The following is a 16,846-nucleotide window of genomic DNA, read 5'->3' on the forward strand; positions in this document are numbered from 1 at the left end:
AAAATGAAGCGTTTACTTTCTTGTGAGTTCAATATGGATACTGCCTGTGTGGAGCTGAAATTTGCAAATGGCAGCATGATTGCCATTGATACGATTGCGGTAGAGAATGAGGTTGCCGATAATATATATCAGCGGTCAGAGCTGGACTGGCTGATTTACAACGATCCGGCAGCCTATGCAGATTTAGTTCTCAACGGCGACCCGGAAACATACCTGAAAACTGTTACAGAATATAAACCTTTGGACTGATTACCAGAGATAAAGCAAGCCGCCTGTGCGGGCATATCAAATGCTCATACAGGCGGCTTTTCCTTTTTGTACTGTGACTTTATCAGTTCTCCGAAATGGACCGCTTAAACAATATCCATGTACTTATGAAGTAGCATATCAGCAGTAAGAAAAGAATACCAATGATAATCCCTACTTGTACCATCAAGGCTCCGCAGCCAATATAAGCTGAGATTTCAGCAGAAACACTTTGAAGAAAATAGCCAATCACAATAATTGCTACAACGATTGCCGCTGTGATCGGCATCCCAAACCAAACACCAAGCTGTTTTAGAACCAAAGTATGCAGGTCCTTCTCTTCCACTCCCATTTTTCGCAGAACCGAAAATCTGTAGTTGTTTTTTTCTGCATCCAGGAGCTGCTGAAGAGCCAGCACGGTAAGACACATCACCATCAGAACAATTGCACCATAGATCAAGGACGCTTTTAGGATAAAGTTAAGGGCGATTATACGGTTCACTTCCGTAGTATGGACAGTTGTACTGTATCCTGCCAGATTGTCTTTATCAGGATCTTCTGGATAAGAACGCCCAAGAAGCTGTTCCAGCATTTCTGCCGTTTTGAAGGGAAGCGGATATTGGGTCATCACAAATCGGTTGCGCTGTACCGGAAGCAAGACTTGCGCTATTTCGTCAGGTATGATATACACCACATCTGTATAAAGATTATAGATGGATTCCCCCACAGGCTCCTGAAACACGGCGTTCTCACTGAGTTTCAGGGTGCCTGCGTCAGTTTCCAATAAGGTATGCTCAGCAATGTAGTTTTCAATATCCTTGTCCTCTGCTGCACGATGCCAGTGGGTAGCAAATTCATCCGTTTGTAAGATAATAGGTTCATATCCCAACATTTTCCGAACAGCGTTATAATCCTTCAGTGCGATCGCCAAGGGAGGAAAATTGTACTTTACTCGCTGGTGAAAGTCGCTTTGCTTGGGAAGATATTCCGAAAAAGTCAAATCGTCCTTTATCGCTATTTTGTTTTGTTCTATGAACGCAGTAATTTCTCCATAGTCTGTATCCGGAAGATTTTCCACTTCATAAACATCGTTGTAGCGGCTTGAAATTTGAATATCATAGACAGCCCGACTGTCCAAATAGCCCAGACTCCATCCCGTTAAAACCGGCGCAATGACAAACAAGCAGATAGAAAAAGTCAGGGTCACACAAATGATCGTCATCGTTTTCGTATTGGTAGCCAGCTTAGAGGAAAGCTGTCCAAACAGAAATAAACTCGTATTATGATATTTGCGGGACACTTTAGACTCCTTCCAGTATAGGAGCGCCGCATTCGATAAATACATGACTGCGGAAATGATAAACAAAATATCCGCAACCCCAAACAGCAAATATTGATTCAGAGTTGGAGCGTCAAATCCAAGGAAGTAGGCTTTTTCCAGTTCTGCGATGGAAAAAATCGGGATAGCGGTCAATACAGCACCAGCCAGAAGTCCGCAAAGATATCGGGAAAACCCTATTTTTCTGTGTAAAACAGCACCTGCGATTGCCCAAAGCAGCGTCAGTGCAGGGAAAAGGACATTCCCCCAATACATGAGCTTTACAGGAAGCGGATGTCTGGAATCGAAGTAAAAATGATATTTTACAGTACCTACCTCCAGCATCCACAGCAGCAGAATGCCATAGAAAATACAGATCATCGGCATCCATCTGCTTTTATGAAGCGGTTTTTCATTCTGACGGTTTGCCGTCATAAGCTCAATAATCCTGCTTTTGTTGAGAATTCTGACATTCCCGACTCCAACCAGAATCTGGCAAACAACAAAGAAGCCCACGGTCAACAGCACAGTATCCGGGAAAAACGACCAAGAAAAAGCGTAGGGTTCCCCAAAAGAAGCAAGCAGCATAGCCGTAATGACCTGAGAAACGACCATCCCCAGAAGGATTCCCACCGACACAGAGAATATGAGCAGGAAAAAAGTCTCTCCAAAAAAGAGCAGGCCTATGGTTTTTTGCCCCATTCCCAAGGTTGCCTCAACGGCAAACTCCTTTTGCTTTTTTCTCAGCATGAAACGATTGACATAGTGGATCAGAAACAACAAAAGCAAACTAATCCCGCAAATTGCCAGTTTCATACCTCCAGCCAGCAGGGAAATATTATATTCCGCACCAATGGTCGGATGATAATGGGTGCTGCTGATAGACAAAAACGCATAGAACAGGGTGACACAGAGTGTCATGGTCACAATATAAATCAAATAGTCCTTCACAGACCGCTTTGCATTTTTGAAAATAAGTTTAGCGTACATCGCTCGTGCCCCCTCCCATCATGGTAAGGACATCCAGGATTTTTTCAAAGAAAGTCCTGCGGGAATCACCCCCCTTACGGATTTCCGTAAAGATTGCCCCGTCCCTCATAAAGAGAATACGATTGGCATAGCTTGCCGAGAAAGCATCGTGTGTCACCATCAGAATCGTGGCTCCGAGATCTTCATTGATACTCTGGATCGTCGAGAGCAGCATCTGGGACGAGTGACTGTCTAACGCACCGGTGGGTTCATCCGCCAAAATCAGCTTAGGCTGATTGATAATGGCTCTGGCACAGGCGCACCGCTGCTTCTGGCCGCCGGACACCTGATAGGGGTATTTGTCCAGAATATCCGTGATATTCAGCTTTCCGGCCATTTCCCGCACCCGCCCATCAATCTCGCCTGCTGGAACCTTGTTGATGGTCAGCGCCAGGGCTATGTTTTCCGAAATGGTCAGCGTGTCCAGCAGGTTAAAATCCTGAAATACAAATCCAAGATTCTCCCGACGAAACCGGGCAATCTGTTTTTCGTTGATTTCCGTCACATCGGTTCCGTCCAGATAGATATGTCCTGCACTGACGGTATCAATGGTGGAAATACAGTTGAGCAGGGTAGTCTTGCCGGAGCCAGATGCTCCCATGATTCCTACAAATTCTCCCTCTTGAACGGAAAAGCTGATGTCCTGAATTGCTTTTGTAACATTTCCGCCATTTCCGTAATATTTTTGGATATGATCCAGTTTCAAAATTTCTTTCATTGTTATCACCTCTGATCTCTATTGTAAAATAAGAGTGGCTTCGTTTGTATCAAGTTTTCTTACAAAGTTCTAACAAAAATGTAAGAAGTGCAGAACGCTTTTCAGTTCTGCACTTCATGAATCAGACAGTTAATGTGAAAAGAAAGGGAAATGGCTGTGCCATGTTCCGACGACTCCGCCGTAATGCCAATGCCCAGCTTTTCACAGAGCCGTTTGCACAGATACAGACCAATGCCCGTGGACTGCTGAATCAGACGACCATTCTGACCGGTAAATCCCTTTTCAAAGATACGGGGCAGATCGGACGCAGCAATCCCGATTCCATTGTCCTCCACGACAAGGACAACCTGATCCTGCCGTTTATGAGTAGAAATGCGGAGAACCGGCTGCTTCGTACGATACTTGACCGCATTGACAATCAGTTGATTTAGGATAAAACGCACCCACTTTTCATCTGAATAAACCGTATCCTGCATTTCCTCCACTTCCAGGCGCATACCACTTTGGAGCAGCAGATATTTGTTATCTGCAATCGCCTGATGCACCACTTGGGACAGTGCCATTTCCCGGACAGAATAATCTTTCTCTGTATGCTCACTGCGGGCATAATAAAGAGCCTGTTCCGTAAAGCGGTTGGTCTTTTCCAGTTCCAGCAGAAGTTCTTTTGTCCAGTTCGTCCGATGGTTTTCACATAGGAGTTTCATGGCAGTAATGGGCGTTTTGATTTCGTGAATCCATTGTTCAATGTATTCCTTGTACTCCAGGCGTTCCCGCTCGACCTCCCCAATCTGCTCCAACATGGATTTTCCAGCCATTTTCAAAATCTGATAGTAAACCTGATCCTCGGCCTGTTCCGGCAGTTCCATCACTTCAGAAATAAGGTATCTCTCGGAGAGCTGCTTCGCCATATCCAGAAGTTTTTTCATCTGCCGCTTTCGTTTCCAGTAAGTGAGGACAAGTCCCATCAGCAAAATCAATGCCCATACGATCAGGATCAATACTACTGCGGAAGCCGAATTGCCGCACACCAGCAAAAATACAGTGAGCGCAGCCATGCAAACAAGGTTCGTCAGCAGAAATGGAAGCCTGTTTTTCCAATACCGTTTGCTGTTCATATCGTGTACCCCTGGCGATGCTTTGTCTTGATAAAATCCGTCAGGCCAATGCCCGCCAGTTTTTCCCGGATGCGGTTGATATTGACGCTCAAAGCATTGTCATCCACATATAGCTGATTGTCCCATAGATAATCTACAATATCATTACGGGAACAAATCTTTCCTGCGTGTTTGAAAAGATAATATAATATTTTCAATTCATTCTTTGTCAGTTCTGCTTGGTTACCGTCATATTCAATCGTGCTACTTTCTAAGTGAAGAATCGCTCCTTGCCAATTCAGACGCTCAATTTGTTCTATCGGGTAAGCTCGTTTCATCAAGGATGAAATCTTTGCCAGCAGAATTGCTGTGTTATAAGGCTTGGTGATAAAAGCATCTCCACCCAGCAAAATACTGTTCAATTCATCCATGTCCGTATTGCAGCTTGTTACAAAGATAATCGGTACATTGGAAAAACTGCGGATTTGAGAACAGATTGAGTAGCCGCTTTCTTGTGGCAGCTTTATGTCCAGCAAAATCAAATAGGGATGAGTATTTTTGACCGCTTGCATAACTGATGTAAAGTCAGTAACTGCGGATGCCTCATATCCGTTTCCGTTTAACAGAACTTGTAATTCAGTTTGAATGATTGGGTCATCTTCGATGATGAGTATTTTATATTTTTCCATGATTACATGTCCCTTTCTTTGAATATTTAGTACCACCAAGGCAGTTCCAGCCAGAAGTTATCCAGAGCCAATTTCTCCGTGGACTTTGCTCTGCTCTCTGACAGATGGAAGTGCTTCGCCGTTTCGCTCAGAGGATGGAGGACATCGTCCTCAAAGCCAAAGCGATACCAGAGATAGGCTTTCTCTCGCTCATCAATCATTTCCAGAGCCGTATGGATTTCTTCGTGGGTTTCCTTTGCAATGAAAATCTGCTCTGGGTTCTGTACTCTGGAATCTGCTATAAATTCATGTTGTCCCTTATTCTCGCCCTTTTTGACCTCATCCAGACGAATGATACAGTCCAGATTTTTGGCTTCAAAGGTAGGATTCAGCCTGCGGATGTAGTCCAGCATGGCATTATGAATAGCCGGGGCAGCATAGGTCAAAAACTTGTTCCCGTAGTCGGGTTGAAAGCTGCTTATGCAGCCCAGAAGCCCCAATGAACCCTCCTGCACCAAATCGTTCAGTTCAATGCCGAGGGCAACGTTCAGCTCCCGCTGTGCGCTCCATATCTCGTATGCCGTCTTTCGGATAAACCGCAGATTGTTCTCTACAAGGGCGTTTTCTGCCCATTTGTCACCGCTCTGCGCCGCAATACAGAGCTGCTCGTTAGTTATCTTGTCCATCATCTTCCGGCAGCACCATCGTCTGCATCAGCCCCAGCAAGGCTTTGTTAAAGTTGTCCAGAGCTTCCTGATTGACTCCATCGACACCGGAAATGCTGCCTGTAATAGCATCAACAACTGCTTCCGGCGTGATGGTCGGATTCTGCATATCCTGCCCCTTGGTCAGCTCGGCAAACATCTTTTCGGTGGCTTCCTTGCTGATTGCCTTGGCTGCGACCAAATCGCTGCCTGCTTCTTTCTTGATTTCCTTAACCACCGTCATAAAGGTGTTTTGAATCGTGGTCTGGTCTGCCTGATAAGCGGGAATTTTCATGGCATTAGCGGTTCGGGCTGCCTGTACTGCTTCGGGAGCTTGGTTCTGTCCCAACAGCAGAGAGCCAACGGTAGCAAACATCTGGTTTTGTGCGGCATATCCTCTTGCAAGGGTATCATCCATATACTGTGCAATCATATAAGTAACCATGGCAAAGCGGGGATTTTCCAGCAGACGGTTGACTACATCATTGTTGACCTTTCCGGTATAAAGATTCTTTGCAGCTTCAACAGATAATCCCAGTTCTGAAATATCGTAGTTCTTTTTATCCGGGATTACGGTCGTACCCAAGATAAAGTCCGTGGACACATTGAACACTCTGGCGATGCGGATAACGCTTTCCTCGCTCAGCTTTTCGGTCTTTCCGCTAAGGAAGCGGCTGATGGTGCTTTCATTCACATCAATCCGAAGTGCCAGTTCTCGCTGGGTCATCTTGCGTTCTCTCATTACATCAACGATTCTTTTCCGAACATCGGCGGGTAAATAAGTATCAGCCATTATGCTTCCTCCCCTCTGTCTGTTTTCTGTTTGATATATTTTCCGCTTTTAATGCGGGCATCTGTCGGCTTTTCAGCGTCCTCCGGGATGATCCAGCGGCTTCCTGCCCGCTGTGCGCCCGGTATGCGGTCATTGTTGCAGAGGATACCAACTCTTCGGGGAGAGATACCCCATTTCTCGGCAACTTCAAATGTAGACAGGTATTTCATTTCTGTATCATCCCTCCTGATTCATATTAACTTCAATTATATTCTATTTACGGAACAATATCAACCAACTTTGTGTGAACACTGCCGTCTCGAAACTTACATTTTTTCAAGTTTTCGGGGCGGCTTTTTGCTTTGCTTGCGGAAGTGCCTGATTTTTCGGTTGAAAGCGTTTTTCTGCGTATATTCAGGCAGATGAAAAAATCATCGAGAAAAATCAAGGAGGTTATGCAAATGAACATTTTTGAAACAGTCAAGGCGGCGGTCACGGTTAGGCAAGCCGCCGAACACTACGGGCTGAAAATCAATCGCTCCGGGATGATTTGCTGCCCTTTCCACGATGACAGACACCCCAGCTTGAAGCTGAACGAGGATTACTTCTATTGCTTCGGCTGCGGTGCCAAGGGAGATGTGATTGACTTTGTGGCAAGGCTGCTTGACCTGTCTGCCTATGAAGCAGCGCAGAGACTGGCTGCGGATTTCGGACTGGACAGGCCGCCGTCCGTGGTGGCACAGGTAAAGAAGTACCGTCCCCGTGTGAATCAGTCGAAACAGGACGAGCTTTTCTGCATGAATGTGCTGTCCGGGTATCTTCATCTTTTGGAGGACTGGAAAGAGCGATATGCTCCCGAAGCACCGGAGGACGAGCCGGATGAGAGGTTCGTGGAAGCTTGCCACAAGCTGGAATATGTGGAGTATCTGAACGATTTGCTCCTTATGAGCGATCAGGAAGAAAGGACTGATACCGTCAAGGAACTTTTGACAGACGGAACGATTGCAAGAATGCAAACACGACTGGACGAGCAGAAAAAGGAGGTGCGCTGCCATGTCAGAGAACAGGAAATTGCTTGAGATGAATGTGCCGATGTGGTTTGACGGCAAGAGTATCAATGAAGCTCTGTTTTGTGAAGATTTTCTGAGAACCCGTCAGATTATCTTTGCAAACGGAGCTTTTTTCACACCTGATGGTCGAGTGACGGACGACCTGCCGCTTCGTGGCGAAATCTTTGAAGAATTGAAATATTGTGCCGTGAACAACATTCCCCGCAAAATCAGCAACATCATTGAGATTATGAAGCTGGCGGCTCATGTGGAGGACTTCCCGCCGGAGCAGGACAGGATTCATCTGGCAAACGGTACGCTCATGCTGGACGGCACTTTTACAGAGGGGAAGCCGGATATTGTGAGAAACAGGCTCCCGGTTTTCTATCGCCCGGATACTCCGAAACCTGTGCTGTGGCTTTCCTTTCTGAATGGTCTGCTTTACCCGGAGGACATCCCTACCTTGCAGGAATTTATCGGCTATTGCCTGATTCCCTCCAATAAAGGACAGAGGATGATGGTCATTAAGGGCAATGGCGGCGAGGGTAAATCCCAAATCGGTGCGGTGCTGGGGCAAATGCTGGGCAGTTCCATGAAGGACGGAAGCATTGGTAAAATCTCTGAGAACCGATTTGCCCGTGCCGATCTGGAGCATATCCTCCTATGCGTGGATGATGATATGCGAATGGAAGCCTTGCGCCAGACCAATTATGTGAAATCCATTGTGACAGCTCAAGGGAAAATGGATTTGGAGCGCAAGGGCAAACAGAGCTATCAGGGCTGGATGTTCGCCCGTCTGCTGGCTTTCTCCAATGGAGATTTACAGGCATTGTATGACCGAAGTGACGGTTTCTACCGCAGACAGCTTGTGCTGACCACAAAGGAAAAGCCTGCCGGAAGAATGGATGACCCTGACCTCGCCCAGAAGATGAAAGCTGAGGTGGAGGGCATTTTCCTCTGGGCGTTTGAGGGATTGCAGCGTCTGGTTGCCAACAATTTCAAATTCACGGAAAGTGAGCGCACCAAAACCAACCGAGAGTCCGTCAAGCGTGACAACAACAATATTTTCGACTTCATGGAGTCTGAGGGCTATATCCGGCTGAAAGCGGATGCTTCCATCAGCTCCAAGGAGCTGTACGAAATTTATCGGATGTGGTGTGAGGAAAATTCTCTGCCGCCCCTGAAATCCCGCAGCTTTAGTGACAGTGTGGTGGCAAATTTAAGTCGCTACAATCTGGAACACACCAACAAAATCACAAACTCTGCCGGGCGCAGGGTGTGGGGATTCATGGGAATTGAAGCCGTAGCCCGTCCGAATATAAATGGGTTTTACGACGTTTCGCCGTGTACGTACGTACCGGAGGAATGGCGGGATTGATTTTTTGGTACGTACGTACACAGCGTACGAGCGTAAATCACTCCTGTATAAAACCTTCGTGACGTACCCAAATGACAGGAAAAAGTCAGTCTTTTTTCTGTCAACGGACGGGGCGGTTTCGCAAAACAGCAGCCGTCCGTGCCGGACATTGGAAAGAGGAGCAGACAACTTTCTGATGTTCGGCAGAGGTCGCCGCAGCGACCGCATTACCCTCGGAGAGCCCCTCGGGAGAGCCCACGGCACTTTGCAGCCAGTATGGATGAAAGTGTCATAGTGGGTTATTACACTTCCGCAGAAGTGCCTTTCCAAAGCTACCTGTCTGCAAATCCCAAAGAAAGGAAGGAAAAATATGGCAAGAAATGACGGAGTTGACCGTACCTGTGCAAGAAATATGGATGTCACAGATAATGACATCGGAGATGCACAGGCACACAATGAGCGTGAAAAAGAAATATACAGTAACGAAGATATTATCCCGGAAAGAAGTTCCCTCAACGTACACTTCAAAGAACCTACCGGGAGCTACGCTGAAATGTTTGAGCAGATGAAAGCTGACAACATCATTTCCACCAGAGGTCTGAAGGCGGATGCCGTCCATTTCAACGAAATGGTCTTTGATGTGAACTCTGCGTACTTCGACAATCACGGCGGTTATGAATACGCCAGACAGTTTTATGAGGAAGCCTATAAATCCGCTGTGGAGATTGTTGGCGGTGAACAGTATATCCTCTCGGCAGTCATGCACGCTGACGAGATTAACCGGGCGATGTCCGAAGCACTTGGCAAGGACGTGTTCCATTATCATCTTCATGTGGTCTATGTCCCTGTGGTGGAGAAACAGATTTTGTGGTCGAAACGCTGCAAGGATGAAGCTCTCAGAGGAACGGTAAAGGAAACCATTATGCAGGTCAGCCGCAGTAAAAAGTGGCTGTCCAAACCTGCTGTGGACAAAGATGGAAAACCAATTCTGCAAGTCAATGGTAAGCCTGTTCTCCGAAAATCCTATTCTGTTTTACAGGATGATTTTTTTCAGCACATGAGAGCTGCCGGATATACCGATGTGGAACGTGGAGAGCGTGACAGCACCGAGGAACATCTGACTGTGACCCAGTTTAAGGTGGCAAAGGAAAAGCAGCGACTGGAAGCTGTGACGGCGGAACTGAACCAGAAAGAAGCACAGCTTGACGATACTACACAGGCTGCGGAGAAGAAAAAGCAGGAGCTTAAATCCCTGCAAGCACAGACTAAGGCGGCAACCGGAATAGCGGTGACGGTTCAGGAGCTGGAGTCGATGGGTAAGAAATCTTTTACCGGGAACATCGTCTTGACACCCGATGAATGCCGTACTCTCAAAAATTATGCTGTCAGCAGCTTTGCTGAAAAAGCGGAGAAATTAAAATACCAGCAGAAATATGAAACAGCCAAGAAAGATGCTGGGGTATGGAAAAAACGATATGAGAAACTTCTGGAACAGGCTCAGCCGTATCTGGATGCTGTCAAGCTCGCACCTGAAAGGGTACGGGCTTTTCTTAATGCCGTTTTGACCAGAGGAAAAGAGAAACAGGACATTCCGCAGGAACGTGGACGAAAAAGAAAGGAGAGCACTATTGACAGATAAATGGAATGGTTTTGCCGATTTACTTGCAAATTTAATAGAAAAATATGCGGCGGTTCTGGATATTGATAATCTTCCAGAGCCGCCGTCTTGTTTGGAGGAAGAAAACACATCTGAAGAACCCAGTGACACTATTGAATTGATGGAAAAGCAATGATATAATAGTCGTGGAATAAGTGTCCAAACTCTATGCGAGAGCTACTGTTCTCAACGCATAGAGCTACATAGAATAAAAGCGCAATACCCCGTTGCACAATTAGAAATGAGGTGTTCCGGTGAACAATTATGATGATATGAATCAAAAATCCAATATGATTATTTACACAACAGAAGATGGATTGACAAAAATTGAAACCACATTTGATGAGGATACCGTGTGGTTATCCATTGACCAGATGGCAGAGTTGTTCCAGAGAGATAAATCTACTATTTCAAGACATATAAAAAATGTATTTTCCGAAGGCGAGCTGCAGCGAGAGTCAGTTGTTGCAAATTTTGCAACAACTGCGGCAGATGGAAAAACCTATCAGGTTGACTACTATAATCTTGATGTTATCATTTCTGTCGGCTATCGTGTAAAATCCAAGCGTGGCACACAGTTCAGAATCTGGGCAACTAACATTCTCAAAGAATACATGAAAAAAGGTTTTGCTTTGGATGATGAACGATTGAAAAATCTGGGCGGCGGTGGATATTTCAAGGAACTGCTTGAAAGAATCAGAGACATCCGTGCATCGGAAAAGGTGTTTTATCGTCAGGTGCTTGAAATCTATGCCACCAGCATTGACTACGACCCGAAAGCGGAAATCTCTATCCGTTTTTTCAAAAAGGTTCAGAATAAAATTCATTATGCCATTCACGGACAGACTGCGGCAGAAGTGATTTATACAAGAGCGGATGCGGAAAAAGAGTTCATGGGACTTACCACCTTTGCCGGTAATCAGCCGACACTCAAAGAAGCGATTGTTGCGAAAAACTATCTGAATGAGAAAGAGCTTCGTGCTATGGGACAACTTGTATCCGGGTATCTGGATTTTGCGGAACGTCAGGCAGAGCGTGAACAGGCAATGACGATGCAGGACTGGGCAGAGCATCTGGATCGCATTCTTACCATGAGTGGAGAGCAGCTTTTAATTGGAAATGGAAGCATTACTCATAAGCAGGCTGTTGATAAAGCGACTGGAGAATATCGAAAATATAAGACAAGAACGCTCAGCGACGTGGAAAATGATTATTTAAATTCGATAAAGATGTTGGAACAGAAAACTGACGGCAAAAAATAACAGACGATGAAAGCTGAATTATGCCACAGGCTGTGGCACAAATGAGGATGGCGATATGAAAGAAAAAACAAAAGTATATATTTATACGAGAGTATCTACTGCCGTTCAGGTAGACGGTTACTCCTTGGATGCTCAGAAATCAAGAATGAAAGCCTATGCTGAGTTCAACGATTTTGAAATCGTCGGTGAATATGAGGATGCCGGTAAATCGGGAAAGTCCATTGAGGGCAGATTGGAATTTAACCGCATGATGGAGGATATCAAGTCCGGTAAAGATGGCGTGTCCTATGTGCTGGTGTTCAAGTTATCACGTTTTGGCAGAAATGCGGCAGATGTGCTGTCTACCTTACAGGTGATGCAAGATTTCGATGTCAATCTGATTTGTGTGGAGGATGGCATTGATTCTTCCAAAGATGCCGGTAAGCTGATGATTTCCGTGCTTTCTGCGGTTGCCGAGATTGAGCGTGAGAATATCCGTGTTCAGACGATGGAAGGCAGAATCCAGAAAGCTCGTGAGGGTAAATGGAACGGTGGTTTTGCTCCCTACGGATACAAATTGGAAAAAGGTATGCTGTATATCAACGAGGAAGAAGCCGAGGCAATCCGCATTATCTTTGACCAGTATGTGCATACCGATATAGGAGCTAACGGACTTGCGAAATACCTTGCCAATCACGGTATCAACAAAATTCAGCGGTAGAATGGAAAAAATCCTCTGTTTGATGCAGCCCTGATTCGCAGAATTTTGAAAAATCCCGTTTACTGTGGTAAAATTGCTTACGGCAGGAGAAGAACAGAAAAGGTACATGGAACTCGCAATGATTACCGACTTGTGGAGCAGGAAAATTATCTGTTAGTTGACGGTCTGCATGAAGCCATTGTATCAGAAGGACTCTGGCATGAAGCCCAAGTAAAACTTCTTGCTCAGGCGAAGAAGTATGAAAAGGTCAACAACGGTAAAGACAACAAGGTACACCTGCTGACCGGATTACTTAAATGTCCTATTTGCGGAGCCGGAATGTACGGCAACAAAAGCATCAAGCACAAGCCGGACGGCACGAAATATAAGGATTTCTTCTATTATGGCTGCAAACACCGCACTATGACCCGTGGTCATAAGTGTGAATACAAGAAGCAAATCAATGAGGAATTGCTGGACGGTGCTGTTGCAGAGGTTATTATCAAACTGGTCAGCAATCCGAAGTTTGCGGCGATGATGCAGCAAAAAATCAATATGAAGATAGATACATCCGCCATTGAACAGGAGATTGCCAATTATGAAAAACAGCTTCGTCAGAGCTATGCTACGAAGTCCCGTTTGATTGATGAGATTGATACCCTTGACCCAGATGATAAGCACTACATCAAGCGTAAAGCAGACCTTGATGATCGCCTTTATAAAATGTATGATAAGATAGAGGATACGGAGAATCTGTTGATTGAAGCCAGAGCAAAGAAAATGGCAATAGAAGCAGAAAAACTCACTGCTGACAATATCTACAAAGTGCTGATTTATTTTGAAAAGCTGTACGCTGTCATGGACGAGCAGGAGAAGCGACAGATTATGGAATCGCTGATTTCTGAAATCCATATCTATGAGGAACGACAGCCAAACGGTCAGTGGCTCAAATCCATCAAATTCAAGCTTCCGATTATTGAGGAAGATATGGAAATGAGTTTGGACAGTGATACACATGTCGAAGCGATAGTTTCGCTACAAAGAGGAATCTAGTGGAAATCATCCGCTTTACGTTGTTTTCTCGTCATGTTGTGTTCGATGGCGAGGGCGATAAACTCCGCAATAAACGCATTGAAAATCATATCACCGTTTCGGTGGTAATTGATATGGAGTGCGGAAACACAAAGAATTGAATATCTAACAATCGGCATAGCCGCAGACTTTAACAAAAAGCCTGCGGCTTTTTCTTTGCCCAAAAACAGAAAGGAGGCATCCGTGAAATGGCAGTTTTTCGGGTAGAAAAGAACAGCGGCTACACGGTCATGTCAAACCACCACCTGCGGAACCGGGCCTTGTCCCTGAAAGCCAAAGGCTTACTCTCCCAAATGCTCTCCCTGCCGGAAGATTGGGACTACACCCTGCAAGGGCTGGCCCGTATCAACCGGGAAAGCATTGACGCGATACGGCAGGCCATCCGGGAACTGGAACAGGCAGGCTACATCCAGCGTTCCAGAGAACGGGACGAGAAAGGGCGGCTGCGCGGTGCAGACTATGTGATCTTCGAGCTGCCGCAGCCCGTTCCTGCATCGGTTTCACCTACATTGGAAAATCCAACGTTGGAGAATCCCACGCAGGAAAACCCTACGTTGGAAAATCCAATGCAATTAAATAAAGATAAACTAATTACAGAAAAACAAAAGAAAGAGAGACAAAATACCGATTCCATTCCTATCCATTCCCCAAACCCCTTGCCTTTGGACAAGGACGAGGCAGTGGCACCGCCACCAGAATGGACGGGAAACCGAAAGGAAGCGGCCTATCAAATCTACCGGGACCTGATTTTGGAGAACATCGAGTATGACACCCTCACCCAGAATCCCCGGATAGACCGGGAACAGCTGGACGAAATCGTGGACATCCTGCTGGAAACGGTCTGCACTTCCCGCAAGTCCATCCGGGTGGCCGGGGACGATTACCCGGCAGAGTTGGTCAAGGCGAAATTCTTGAAGCTGGACAGCCATCACATCGAGTTCGTCATGGACTGCCTGCGGGACAACACCACCAAAGTCCGCAACATCAAGCAATACCTGCGGGCCATGCTGTTCAACGCCCCCAGCACCATCAACAGCTACTATGCGTCCCTTGTGGCGCACGATATGGCGCAGCCCGATTGGGGCCGCCCGCCCAACACCTGACCGAAAGGAGTACCCATCCATGAGAACACTTTACCTGCGGCGGCTGGTGGTTCCACCCTAGCTGCCGCTCTGAATTTTCTGCAACAAGGAGGGATTCATATTGCAGGAAGAAGTCACCCAGAAAACTATTGCCCTGTCCATGAAAACGGGCAAGCTCACTGCCCAAGCGTTGCAAGCTGCCCTGAAAAAATATTTGCAGCACCGGGCCAAGGGGCCAAAGCTGCACCACGGCAAGCAAAGCCTGAAACAGCTGAAAGCCCACGGCGCGGCCCTGACCAACATTGAAGTCACGGAAGCGAACATCGGGGCGTTCAAGCCCTGCGCCAAGAAGTACGGCGTGGACTTCACCTTGCGTAAGGACAAGACCACCCAGCCGCCCCACTACATCGTGATCTTCAAGGCCAAGGATGCGGACAATCTGGAACAGGCGTTCCGGGAGTTCACGGCCAAAACACTCTCCAAGGAGCAGCGGCCCTCCATCCGCAAGGTGCTGGCAGCAGCCAAGCAGAAAGCGGCCCAGCAGCCGAAACGCGCTAAAGAAAAAATTAAGCAAAGGGGGTTAGAGCGATGAAGCCTGAACTGAAAAAACTGCTGGTGCTGAATCTGCCGTATCTGCTGTTCGTGTACCTGTTCGCCAAATGCGGGCAGGCATACCGTCTGGCGGCGGGCGCGGATGCTTCGGCAAAGCTGCTCCACCTGACGGGCGGCATCTCTGTCGCCTTTGCAAGCCCGCTGCCCAGCCTGCATCTGTTTGACCTCTGCGTTGGCGTTGTTGGTGCGGTGGCTGTCCGGCTCATCGTGTACAGCAAGGGCAAGAACGCCAAGAAGTACCGCAAGGGCGAGGAATACGGTTCTGCCCGGTGGAGTGCATAATTTTAAGTGTAAATGACACATACATGGACGCACAGGAGGTTATGCACATGACTGATTATAGCAAAATTACAGCCCTTTACTCCCGCCTTTCCGTGGGCGACGAGGACAGGGACGGCGGCATCCCTAACCCGCATTTTCATGTGATGACAACCATGCGCCCTTTGAACCCGGATGGCACATGGGGACAAAAACAGCGTCGGGAATATCTTCTTGATGAAGATGGAAACCGAATCCGGGATAAAAACGGCGATTATATGTTTAACGCTGTCCATACAACAGACTGGCATGAGCCGGAAACGCTGGAACACTGGCGGGAGCAGTGGGCGGCTGCCGTTAATACAAAATTTGAGGAAAAAGGGCTGGATGTGCGTATCGACCACCGTTCCTATGTGCGGCAGGGGCTTGACCTGATACCTACTGTCCACGAGGGAGCTAATGTCCGGCAGATGGAAGCAAAGGGCATCCGCACCGAGAAAGGGGAACTGAACCGCTGGATTAAAGCCACCAACCGGCTCATGCAGGATGTGAGGAAGAAGATCAAAGCCCTGTTTGTCTGGATGGCAGAGGTAAAAGAAGAACTTTCCAAACCGCAGACACCGAGCCTTGCCGACCTGTTGATCGCTTATTACAACCAGCGCAACGCAGGGGCATGGAGCAATAAAGCCAGAACCGGAAACTTAAAGCAGTTTGCCGAAGCCGTCAATTATCTGACGGAAAACAAGCTGCTCACATTAGAGGATTTGCAGGAGCGTCTTTCCTCTGTCAACGAAGAATTTGAAGCGTTAAGCGACTCCATGAAAAAGAAATCTGCCCGGATAAAGGAATTGCAGGAATTGATACGGGAGGGCGAGAATTACCAGCGGCTAAAACCTGTTCATACGGAATTGAACAATATCAAGTTTAAGAAACAGAGGGAGAAATTTGAAACATCCCACGATGCGGAGTTACGGCTGTTTTATGCCGCCCGCCGTATTTTGAAAGAAAAACTGGACGGAAAACCCATTGCCCTGAAAGCATGGAAACAGGAATACGCACAGTTAAAAACAGAGTATGCCGAACTGTCTCCGCAGCACAAGCCACTCCGGGAGGAAGTCATACGGCTACGGCAGGTGCAGAACGCCGTAGATACCGCACTGCGCCGGAGGGAGCAGCCACAGGCAGTACAGAGAAAGAAACATGAGATGGAGCTATGATATAACCGGCAGCTTTACCGCTACCAGTATTT

General features: G+C 46.9%; 17 protein-coding genes and 2 pseudogenes. 12 read left to right on the plus strand and 7 right to left on the minus strand.

Features of this window, described 5'->3' with window-relative positions; all coding sequences use genetic code 11:
• Nucleotides 1-3: 3 nt before the first annotated feature.
• On the plus strand, nt 4-249 hold the full coding sequence (locus J3352_RS02750; RefSeq protein ID WP_015538088.1) for a DUF6061 family protein: 246 nt from the start codon (nt 4-6) through the stop codon (nt 247-249).
• 82 nt (nt 250-331) lie between these two features.
• Here J3352_RS02750 and J3352_RS02755 read toward each other — a convergent pair whose 3' ends face one another.
• The 7 genes from J3352_RS02755 to J3352_RS02785 form a co-directional block, all read right to left on the minus strand.
• A complete protein-coding gene (locus J3352_RS02755) occupies nt 332-2,554 on the minus strand; it encodes an FtsX-like permease family protein (protein ID WP_156065861.1) in 2,223 nt (740 codons plus the stop codon).
• Nucleotides 2,544-3,311, minus strand: a complete 768-nt coding sequence (locus J3352_RS02760; RefSeq protein ID WP_102287017.1) for an ABC transporter ATP-binding protein — start codon at nt 3,309-3,311, stop codon at nt 2,544-2,546. The genes J3352_RS02755 and J3352_RS02760 overlap by 11 nt, the downstream gene beginning before the upstream one ends.
• Before the next feature lie 101 nt (nt 3,312-3,412).
• The gene (locus J3352_RS02765; RefSeq protein WP_102287016.1) at nt 3,413-4,426 is read right to left on the minus strand and encodes a HAMP domain-containing sensor histidine kinase; all 1,014 of its coding nucleotides are present in this window, start codon (nt 4,424-4,426) and stop codon (nt 3,413-3,415) included.
• Entirely contained in the window at nt 4,423-5,094 is a 672-nt protein-coding gene (locus J3352_RS02770; protein ID WP_015538084.1) for a response regulator transcription factor, read from the minus strand. Before J3352_RS02770 ends, J3352_RS02765 begins: the two co-directional genes overlap by 4 nt.
• A 26-nt stretch (nt 5,095-5,120) precedes the next feature.
• Nucleotides 5,121-5,762 (minus strand): sigma-70 family RNA polymerase sigma factor, encoded by a 642-nt coding sequence (locus J3352_RS02775; protein ID WP_082419129.1) that lies wholly within the window; start codon nt 5,760-5,762, stop codon nt 5,121-5,123.
• A complete protein-coding gene (locus J3352_RS02780; RefSeq protein WP_055149782.1) occupies nt 5,743-6,570 on the minus strand; it encodes a helix-turn-helix transcriptional regulator in 828 nt (275 codons plus the stop codon). The genes J3352_RS02775 and J3352_RS02780 overlap by 20 nt, the downstream gene beginning before the upstream one ends.
• On the minus strand, nt 6,570-6,779 hold the full coding sequence (locus J3352_RS02785) for a helix-turn-helix domain-containing protein (RefSeq protein ID WP_015538080.1): 210 nt from the start codon (nt 6,777-6,779) through the stop codon (nt 6,570-6,572). Before J3352_RS02785 ends, J3352_RS02780 begins: the two co-directional genes overlap by 1 nt.
• A gap of 231 nt (nt 6,780-7,010) precedes the next feature.
• On the opposite strand from J3352_RS02785, the gene J3352_RS02790 reads away from it, so the two are divergent.
• The 11 genes and pseudogenes from J3352_RS02790 to J3352_RS02840 all read left to right on the plus strand — a co-directional run bounded on the left by J3352_RS02790 (nt 7,011) and on the right by J3352_RS02840 (nt 16,814).
• Nucleotides 7,011-7,628 carry a CHC2 zinc finger domain-containing protein gene (locus tag J3352_RS02790; RefSeq protein WP_015538079.1) on the plus strand — a complete coding sequence of 206 codons (618 nt, stop codon included), beginning with the start codon at nt 7,011-7,013 and terminating at the stop codon, nt 7,626-7,628.
• Nucleotides 7,603-8,976, plus strand: a complete 1,374-nt coding sequence (locus J3352_RS02795) for a phage/plasmid primase, P4 family (protein ID WP_015538078.1) — start codon at nt 7,603-7,605, stop codon at nt 8,974-8,976. Before J3352_RS02790 ends, J3352_RS02795 begins: the two co-directional genes overlap by 26 nt.
• A 349-nt stretch (nt 8,977-9,325) precedes the next feature.
• Entirely contained in the window at nt 9,326-10,594 is a 1,269-nt protein-coding gene (locus J3352_RS02800; RefSeq protein ID WP_015538077.1) for a plasmid recombination protein, read from the plus strand.
• On the plus strand, nt 10,584-10,748 hold the full coding sequence (locus J3352_RS02805; RefSeq protein WP_165852585.1) for a hypothetical protein: 165 nt from the start codon (nt 10,584-10,586) through the stop codon (nt 10,746-10,748). Before J3352_RS02800 ends, J3352_RS02805 begins: the two co-directional genes overlap by 11 nt.
• Before the next feature lie 136 nt (nt 10,749-10,884).
• Nucleotides 10,885-11,874, plus strand: coding sequence for a virulence RhuM family protein (locus tag J3352_RS02810; protein WP_155220044.1), 990 nt, complete (start codon nt 10,885-10,887; stop codon nt 11,872-11,874).
• 55 nt (nt 11,875-11,929) lie between these two features.
• A pseudogene (locus J3352_RS02815) lies at nt 11,930-13,606 on the plus strand (recombinase family protein).
• Complete coding sequence (locus J3352_RS02820) at nt 13,606-13,746, plus strand: hypothetical protein (protein ID WP_166444378.1); 141 nt, start codon at nt 13,606-13,608, stop codon at nt 13,744-13,746. The pseudogene J3352_RS02815 and the gene J3352_RS02820 overlap by 1 nt, the downstream one beginning before the upstream one ends.
• 87 nt (nt 13,747-13,833) lie before the next feature.
• A complete protein-coding gene (locus J3352_RS02825) occupies nt 13,834-14,748 on the plus strand; it encodes a DUF6017 domain-containing protein (protein ID WP_005933689.1) in 915 nt (304 codons plus the stop codon).
• Nucleotides 14,749-14,848: 100 nt separating this feature from the next.
• Nucleotides 14,849-15,319 (plus strand): PcfB family protein, encoded by a 471-nt coding sequence (locus J3352_RS02830; protein ID WP_005933691.1) that lies wholly within the window; start codon nt 14,849-14,851, stop codon nt 15,317-15,319.
• Nucleotides 15,316-15,612, plus strand: a pseudogene (locus J3352_RS02835) (conjugal transfer protein TraG); the annotation flags it as partial. The gene J3352_RS02830 and the pseudogene J3352_RS02835, both read left to right, overlap by 4 nt.
• Before the next feature lie 56 nt (nt 15,613-15,668).
• A complete protein-coding gene (locus tag J3352_RS02840; protein ID WP_279237273.1) occupies nt 15,669-16,814 on the plus strand; it encodes a MobA/MobL family protein in 1,146 nt (381 codons plus the stop codon).
• Nucleotides 16,815-16,846 lie beyond the last annotated feature (32 nt).

Source organism: Faecalibacterium sp. Marseille-Q4164 (assembly GCF_017377545.1).
GTDB lineage: Bacteria > Bacillota > Clostridia > Oscillospirales > Ruminococcaceae > Faecalibacterium > Faecalibacterium duncaniae.